Annotated in this window: 8 protein-coding genes; 4 read left to right on the top strand and 4 right to left on the bottom strand. The window is 62.7% G+C overall.

Going from position 1 to position 6,755, the window contains the following annotated elements:
* The 4 genes from AC1DJT_RS32805 to AC1DJT_RS32790 all read left to right on the top strand — a co-directional run.
* On the top strand, positions 1-454 hold a 454-nt coding region (locus AC1DJT_RS32805; RefSeq protein WP_476835717.1), incomplete at its 5' end, for a polyphosphate kinase 2 family protein.
* Between the two features lie 36 nt (positions 455-490).
* On the top strand, positions 491-1,549 hold the full coding sequence (locus AC1DJT_RS32800; RefSeq protein ID WP_476777377.1) for a sensor histidine kinase: 1,059 nt from the start codon (positions 491-493) through the stop codon (positions 1,547-1,549).
* A 9-nt stretch (positions 1,550-1,558) separates the two neighbouring features.
* Positions 1,559-2,170, top strand: coding sequence for a response regulator transcription factor (locus tag AC1DJT_RS32795; RefSeq protein WP_441509105.1), 612 nt, complete (start codon positions 1,559-1,561; stop codon positions 2,168-2,170).
* Between the two features lie 263 nt (positions 2,171-2,433).
* Positions 2,434-3,018, top strand: a complete 585-nt coding sequence (locus tag AC1DJT_RS32790; protein ID WP_476835716.1) for a hypothetical protein — start codon at positions 2,434-2,436, stop codon at positions 3,016-3,018.
* Between the two features lie 97 nt (positions 3,019-3,115).
* Here the strand turns inward: AC1DJT_RS32790 and AC1DJT_RS32785 are convergent, their stop codons facing one another.
* The 4 genes from AC1DJT_RS32785 to AC1DJT_RS32770 form a co-directional block, all read right to left on the bottom strand.
* Positions 3,116-4,801 carry a SulP family inorganic anion transporter gene (locus AC1DJT_RS32785; RefSeq protein WP_441509103.1) on the bottom strand — a complete coding sequence of 562 codons (1,686 nt, stop codon included), beginning with the start codon at positions 4,799-4,801 and terminating at the stop codon, positions 3,116-3,118.
* 43 nt (positions 4,802-4,844) lie between these two features.
* Positions 4,845-5,159 (bottom strand): hypothetical protein, encoded by a 315-nt coding sequence (locus AC1DJT_RS32780; protein WP_476769981.1) that lies wholly within the window; start codon positions 5,157-5,159, stop codon positions 4,845-4,847.
* A gap of 12 nt (positions 5,160-5,171) precedes the next feature.
* Positions 5,172-6,419 carry a CYTH and CHAD domain-containing protein gene (locus AC1DJT_RS32775; RefSeq protein ID WP_476769980.1) on the bottom strand — a complete coding sequence of 416 codons (1,248 nt, stop codon included), beginning with the start codon at positions 6,417-6,419 and terminating at the stop codon, positions 5,172-5,174.
* A 30-nt stretch (positions 6,420-6,449) separates the two neighbouring features.
* Positions 6,450-6,755, bottom strand: a 306-nt coding sequence (locus AC1DJT_RS32770) for a DUF2950 family protein (RefSeq protein ID WP_476835715.1), incomplete at its 5' end; no start/stop codon positions are given.

The raw sequence follows: 6,755 nt of genomic DNA, 5'->3' as shown, positions 1-6,755 counted from the left end.
GGTGATGGGGTTCTGTACGGAGGAACAGGCTCAGGCCTTCCTGTTCGCAGTCCCGAGCGTCGAGAAAGTCATCGTCGAATCCGGCATCATCCTGCTGAAATACTGGCTTGAGGTCAGCCCGAAGGAGCAGACGCGCCGGATCGAGGAGCGCATCACCGACCCGCGCAAGATCTGGAAGCTGTCGCCTATGGATCTGAAATCCTATGGCCGCTGGAATGACTATTCCCGTGCCCGCGACGACATGTTCCGGGCAAGTGATACGAGCTGGGCGCCCTGGTTTGCCGTCCATTCCGACGACAAGCGCCGCGCCCGGMTGAACATCATCTCTCATATCCTGTCCTCGATCCCCTACGAGGCGCCGCCGCGCGAGAAGATCAAGCTGCCGAAGCGCCAGAAACTGGACGACCACCAGGAAACGAGTTTCGCGAGGCACTGGGTCGCGGAAACCTGCTGAAACGCAACGAAGTGAGGCAGCCACCGGGAGGCCATATTGCAACGCTCTGAGGTAGCACTGGACGTTCGATTTCGCGCGGGGGGCGAGATCCCGACGGCGACGCTGCACGCCGGCCGGCATCGATACCTGATCCTTTGTGGCGTCTTCGCGCTGGCGGTGATCTCCGGCCTTCTCCTCAATCTCGTCCTCGGCTCCGGACCGGACGAAGTGTTGAATAGTACCAAGTACTTAGACATCGTCGCTCGTCGGCCCACAGCCTGGGAACAATATGGCTGGTCGATCGCAGGCATCTCGATCGCCTTTTTCCTGCAAGCGTTGCTGATCCTCCTGTTCCTGTTCGAACGCCAACGACGCGCCGTGGCCGAGCAGGAGGCAAGTCAGTTCATTTCGGAAGCCATGACGGTCAATCGGCGGATTTCGCTGGGAGAAATGTCCGCGTACATAGCGCACGAACTCAAGCAACCGCTCAGCGCAATCCTCATCAATACTGAAGCGGCCGAGATCATCCTCAAGAATGCGGCCCCCAGCATCGCGGAGCTTCAGGACATTGTCGCGGACATCAAACGGGACGAAATGCGCGCGGTCGAGATCATCGACCGCGTGCGGAACATGATCCGACTCGCGCCATCGCCTGCTCAGACGATCGATCTGAATCGCTGCATCCGCGATACATTCCGGCTCGTATCCAGCCGCGCTGCCGCAAACGATATCGGTCTGAGATCAGAGCTGGACGAGAATCTTCCGGAGATCCCGGCCGATGCCATCCAGATTCAGCAGGTGATCCTCAACATCACCATCAACGCGCTCGATGCCATCATCGGCCATGGCAGTTCTCGAAGAGATATCATCGTAAAGAGTGCATTTCACGGACGAGGCATCGTCGAGATATCCATCATCAACTACGGACCGAAAGTCCCGCCTCAGTCGTTGTCGAGAATTTTCGACGAGTACTACACCACCAAAGCCGATGGAATGGGGCTCGGCCTGGCGATCAGCAGGAAGATCATTCTCGCCCATCGCGGGCGGATCTGGGTGGACAACCGCGATGATGGCGGTGTTGCCTTCCACATCCATCTCCCCGCCATGAAGACATGAAGCGCCTCCATGCCAGCCAATATCTATCTGGTCGATGACGACATCTCCTTCAGGACCGCAATGGTTCGCTTGCTCGAAGCCTCCGGCTTCCAGACGAAATCATACGGGACCGGAGCCGAGCTCCTGGACCAGCTTCCCGACGAAGGAACGGACGGCTGCATTCTGCTCGACGTCGATATTCCAGGCGTGAGCGGCCCTGATCTTCAGCTCCGCCTCAATGCGGCCGGATCGCGATTGCCCGTGATCTTCCTCACCGGTCATGGCGACATTCCAACCAGTGTCCGCACGATCAAGGCCGGCGCAGAGGATTTCCTGACGAAGCCGGTCACCAAGGACGTGCTGTTCGATGCGATAAACCGGGCGCTCGCACGCTGTCGCCGCACCAGGCACAATGACGATGGTGCTGTATCGCGAGCGCTCCGGCTCGGCAGCCTCACCCCGCGGGAACGCGAGGTCTTCGCTCTTGTGGCGCGAGGCCGGATGAACAAGCAGATCGCCTACGAACTCGGAACCACCATTCGCACCGTCAAGGCTCACCGGCACAATGTGATGGAAAAGATGGCCGCACGCTCGATAGCCGAGCTTGTCCTCTCCGCGGAGCAACTGGGCCTTATCTCGTAGCAATGACTTGCGATCAGTCGGGCAGAGCCAGCCAGCCTTGCATCATGTCCGTGCAGTTCGATTGCCACCGCAACAAACCAATGGGAACCTGGCGCCTGACAAAACGGCGTGTTTCCCGGAGATTCGTCAGCGTTCTGGAGCCGTTTTGAAAGAAGGGTTGGACCACGATGACAACCGACCCCCTAGCGAGTGGCTACAACCCGCATCCGGCAAAGGGCCTGAAGACCCCGAGGGCTGCCRCCGCCGCCGGGATCCTTTTTTCGGTGCTGCTGCTTACCTCGCTTTTTCTGATCCTCGACACCGTGCGGCTGGACCCGCGAGACCCTGGCGACTGGCTGGGTCCGCAATCCTGGAAAGTGTCGCTCGCGCTCAACCTGATCCCGTTCGCGGGCATCGCGTTCCTGTGGTTCGTCGGTGTCCTCCGCGACCGGATGGGGGCGGCCGAAGACAAGTTGTTTGCGACGGTCTTTCTCGGAAGCGGTCTTCTGTTCATCGGCCTGCTCTTCGTCTCCGCTTCTTCGGTCGGAGCCATCCTCATCGCCTATTCCGCGCTTCCCAGGGACCTGCCGGGATCGATGACCTTCATGCTTGCGCGGTCGCTCGCCTATCACCTGACCAGCATCTACGCCCTGAAAATGGCGGGCGTTTTCCTGATGACGGCCTCGACGATCGTCCTGCGCACCGGAATTGCCGCACGCGCAACGGCGATCACAGGGTATATCGCCGCCGCCATCATCCTGATCGGCAGCCAATTCCTGGATTGGACCGTGATCATCTTCCCGGTCTGGGTCTTCATCGTCAGCGTCGACATCCTCATTCGGGAGGCCCGCTCGCGGCCGGCCGGTTAGATCATCGAACCGGAAACCGTATCCGGTCCGATAATCTAACCTTTTGTGTTTGCATCGGCTTTCCCAAAAACCGGAATCCACTTTTCGGGCCGATGCCTTAGCCTGCTGGAATGACGCGGCGCTCGGCTTCAAAGGCGCCGACGGCATCCTGAAGCTCGTCGAAAATCAACCCTGGCCCAATCGCATCGAGAAAACCCGATCGCCTGAGGATGTCCATCGGATCCCGGTGCAGCTCCGCGACGGCCAGCGTCACGCCGCGCTCTGCAAGCCACCCCTGCAGCTCACCGAGCATGACCGCAGCAGTTGAATCGATCTGGGCGATCGCGCTGGCGTCGATCACGAGCCAGCGCGTCCCCGGCGGTGCCGCATCGACGATACCCTCGATCCGGGCTTTGACGTATTCGGCATTGAAGAACAGCACGCTGCCCTGAACCAGGTAGATCACCAGCCCTGGAACGGGCCGCGCCTCCTGTACCCGATGAAGTTTGTAGAAGCCCGGCCTGCCGGCAGCGCGCCCGAGCAAGGCATCGCGCGGTCGCATGTCCTTGAGCAGCAGATGAAGCAGGGTCCCAGCAATGGCGATCACCACGCCGCTCAACACCCCCAGGCTGATCGCTCCCCACATGCTGATCAGCGCAAAGACGAACTCGACCCGGCTGATGCGCCAGGTTTCCCTCAAGCCGGAAATGTCGATGAGATTCAACGCCGCTGCGACCAGAATGGCGCCCAGCGCCGGCACCGGCAGCACGCGCAGCGCCTGATTGAGGTAGAGCAGCAGCGCCGTCAGCGCGCCGGCCGCAACCAGCCCGGCCAGTTGCGATCGTGCTCCGGCAGCCAGGTTTATCGCTGTACGCGAATCCGAGATGGTGACCGGAAAGCCGCTGAACAATCCCGATGCGATATTGGCCGCGCCGATGCCGACGAGCTCGCGGTTGGCATCGATCGGAAAATTGCCGCGCACCCCGAAGCTGCGCGCACTGACGAGCCCGGCGCTGACGCCGACGAGCCAGACGGCCCCGGCGCCGAGCACGAGTTCGCGCAGCGGCAAGGCAGCCCCGGTGGGAAACGACAGGGCCGGGAGTGTGTTTGGCAGGCGGCCGACGACCTTGATACCCATCGCCTCGAAATTGAACAGATGGGAGGCGATGGCTGCAACGACGACGACGACGAGAGGCCCCGGGATCGGAAAGCGCAGGCGTGGCAGGATCAGCAGAAGCGCCAGCATCGCCGCTCCCAGCGTCACCGATGGCCAATGGATCAGATCCGATCTTCGCAACAGTTCCAGGACTGGGGCCAGCAAGCCGTCGGCGTCGATCTTCACGCCGGTCAGCCGACCGATCTGGCCCACCATGATCGATATCGAGATGCCGCTGATGAATCCGATCAGGATCGGCCGGGACAGGAAGGCCGCGATGGCGCCGAGGCCGACCGTGCTGGCAAGAAGGCTGAGGATGCCGACAGCCAATGCAAGCGCCGCAGCAGTGGCGACCCGCTCCTCGGGAGAGCCGGCAGGCATCGCGGCCATGACCGCGGCAAGAACCGTCATCGTCGCCGCATCGGGGCCAAGCATGAGCTTTTGGGAGGGCCCGAAGAGCGCATAGCCGACGAGCGGCAGGATGCTCGCATAGATCCCCACCTCGACGGGCAGCCCTGCGATCGCGGGATAGGCAATGGCGCTCGGGATCGCGACCGCCGCCACCGCCAGGCCTGCGGTCACGTCAAAGCGCAGCCAGTCGGGCGAGAAGCCAGAGAAGCCGCTCAGGATTGGAAGGCGACCGAACATCATTGCTTCCTTGCGCCTTGTCCGGCGAGCCCAGCGGCGCAGGCTATGCCAGGCCGGAATCCTCTCCCTCGTCGAAGTCGAGATCAGAACGCTCCAGCCTGGAGCGGGCAGCCGCCGCGCTATCCGTCACGTCCTTGGTGTCGGAAGCGCGGCAGAGCGCAGTTGCAAGGCCGGCGGCGAAGAGAATGCGGCTGCCGCCGCTATCCCCGCCCAGCACCTCCTCGACATAGCTCATGAGCAAGGCTTCACCGGTCCTGCGGTCATTGAGGTCGCCAAGGACGCGCTGGATTGTCTGGAGAGGCTCGATGAGGCTGGAGAAGCTTCGCCGGGCCAGAAGCGCACCGAAKGGGTCGATCATGTAGCGGAGCTTCTAGGCGCGAACGCGCGCCTCATGCTGTTCGGGTGGATCGAGCCGTTCGATGTGCCGGCAGCGCTTGAGGAAAGACTTCAGTCGCGGCCGAAGTTCGCGTCTCAGATAGCGCCCGATCGGCATCTGGAGCAGCTCGGCCTGTTGCGGCGTCGGCGAGGTTCGTGCCAGCGCGCCGAGCAGGTCGAGGCTGAGCTCCAGGGCTGCCGGCGACTTCAGATAGTCGATCGCCGTTTCACGAGCGTGCTCGCCCCGGGTTTCAAAGACCGCTCTCAGATCCGCAACGCCCGGGGCGCTGCCATAGCTGGCGCCGAGCGCTGCCAGGACGGTCTCGCAGAGGACATCGACCTCGCGGGATGCACCAAGAAACTGGGTCAGCCAGCGAAGCCGTGGCGAAAGGTCATTGTCACCTCGCCATTGCTGGGCCGGCTCGAACAATGAGGCGAGCGCCCGTATCCGGCGAATGCAGACCCGTGCTTGATGCAGCGCCTCGCCGCCGCCGCCCGCCGCGAGCAGGGCAAAGTTATCGAAGAGTCCGGTGAAGCAAGTGGAGAACGTGCTCTGGATGGCCTGTTCCGTGCTCATGCCCGGCGTGACATCGAAGGACAGTTCGCTGACGGCGCTCTGCGGGGAACCCGCGCTCAGCCGGAAGCCGCGCTCGCCCTTGGACGACAATACCGGCAGCGAGGGCACGATCGATGCCAGATCACGGGCACAGCTCAGGAGCGCAGTCGGCGTGCCGCTTGCGAGTTCGAGCTCGGCCTCGCAGATCGGCAGCGACCGGCCATCGCCCTGGATCTCTCCGATGTCGAGCGCCAGTTCCACCGTCGCATCGGGGCGCATGATGACGAAGGTCCTGCGCCTGACCTGCGTGCTGAAAACCGCTCGCAAGTTGCTCAGGTCGCGGTCGCCCAGCACATCGCACAGAGGCGTCCCTGCGAGCGTATCCTTCGACGGTGCATCGGTCGCGACGGCGCACTCCCACTCGCCGCGCATGATCGCTCCGGCGCCACTCGACTTGACCGTCTGGATGTTCTTCCGGCCGTCATGCCGGATGCGAAGCGAATAGCCCTTGCGCCGCAGCTTGAGCTTGGGGGTATCGAAGTAGACGGAGTGCAGGCGCCGTGTCCTGCCCTTCCCGCTTGTCCCCAACGCCTTGGCCGCCCGGGCATAGTGCTCGAGGTCCCCACTCATGGGAATGAGTTTCAGCTCGACCTCGCGATTGTCCGGCATCATCGGCCCCAAAGCCATTCCCGGTCGTGTCCGCCAGGTGGACTGCCATCAACTCTGCGGCACCGAAACCTTCTCCCAGGTCTTGTCGGGATCGTATGAGCGCATCCGCGTCGCGATCCGGCTGGTCTTGGGTCCCAGATCCTTCTGATACACCGTACCCTCGTGGTTCACGATGAAGCTCATGACGCCGGAGGTGCCGTATTCGGCGGGATAGGCGAGCAGGGCGAAGCCGCCGATCATCTTGCTGCCGACGACATAGTCGAGGCTTCCGCCTGGCGCCGCGGMCCCCTGGCGCTTGAGGATCTTGTAGTAGTAGCCGTGATAGGGCGTCTTGCCCTGCCCGCCCTTGTAGCC

It is taken from the genome of Allobosea sp. 05T422_2, from assembly GCF_056396265.1.
This window is presented reverse-complemented; position numbering and strand designations above follow the sequence as displayed.

Bases quoted from the DNA above. Each gene is read 5' to 3' on its own strand.
- AC1DJT_RS32795 (WP_441509105.1), top strand. From the start codon at position 1,559: ATGCCAGCCAATATCTATCTGGTCGATGACGACATCTCCTTCAGGACC.
- AC1DJT_RS32785 (WP_441509103.1), bottom strand. From the start codon at position 4,801: ATGTTCGGTCGCCTTCCAATCCTGAGCGGCTTCTCTGGCTTCTCGCCC.
- AC1DJT_RS32775 (WP_476769980.1), bottom strand. From the start codon at position 6,419: ATGGCTTTGGGGCCGATGATGCCGGACAATCGCGAGGTCGAGCTGAAA.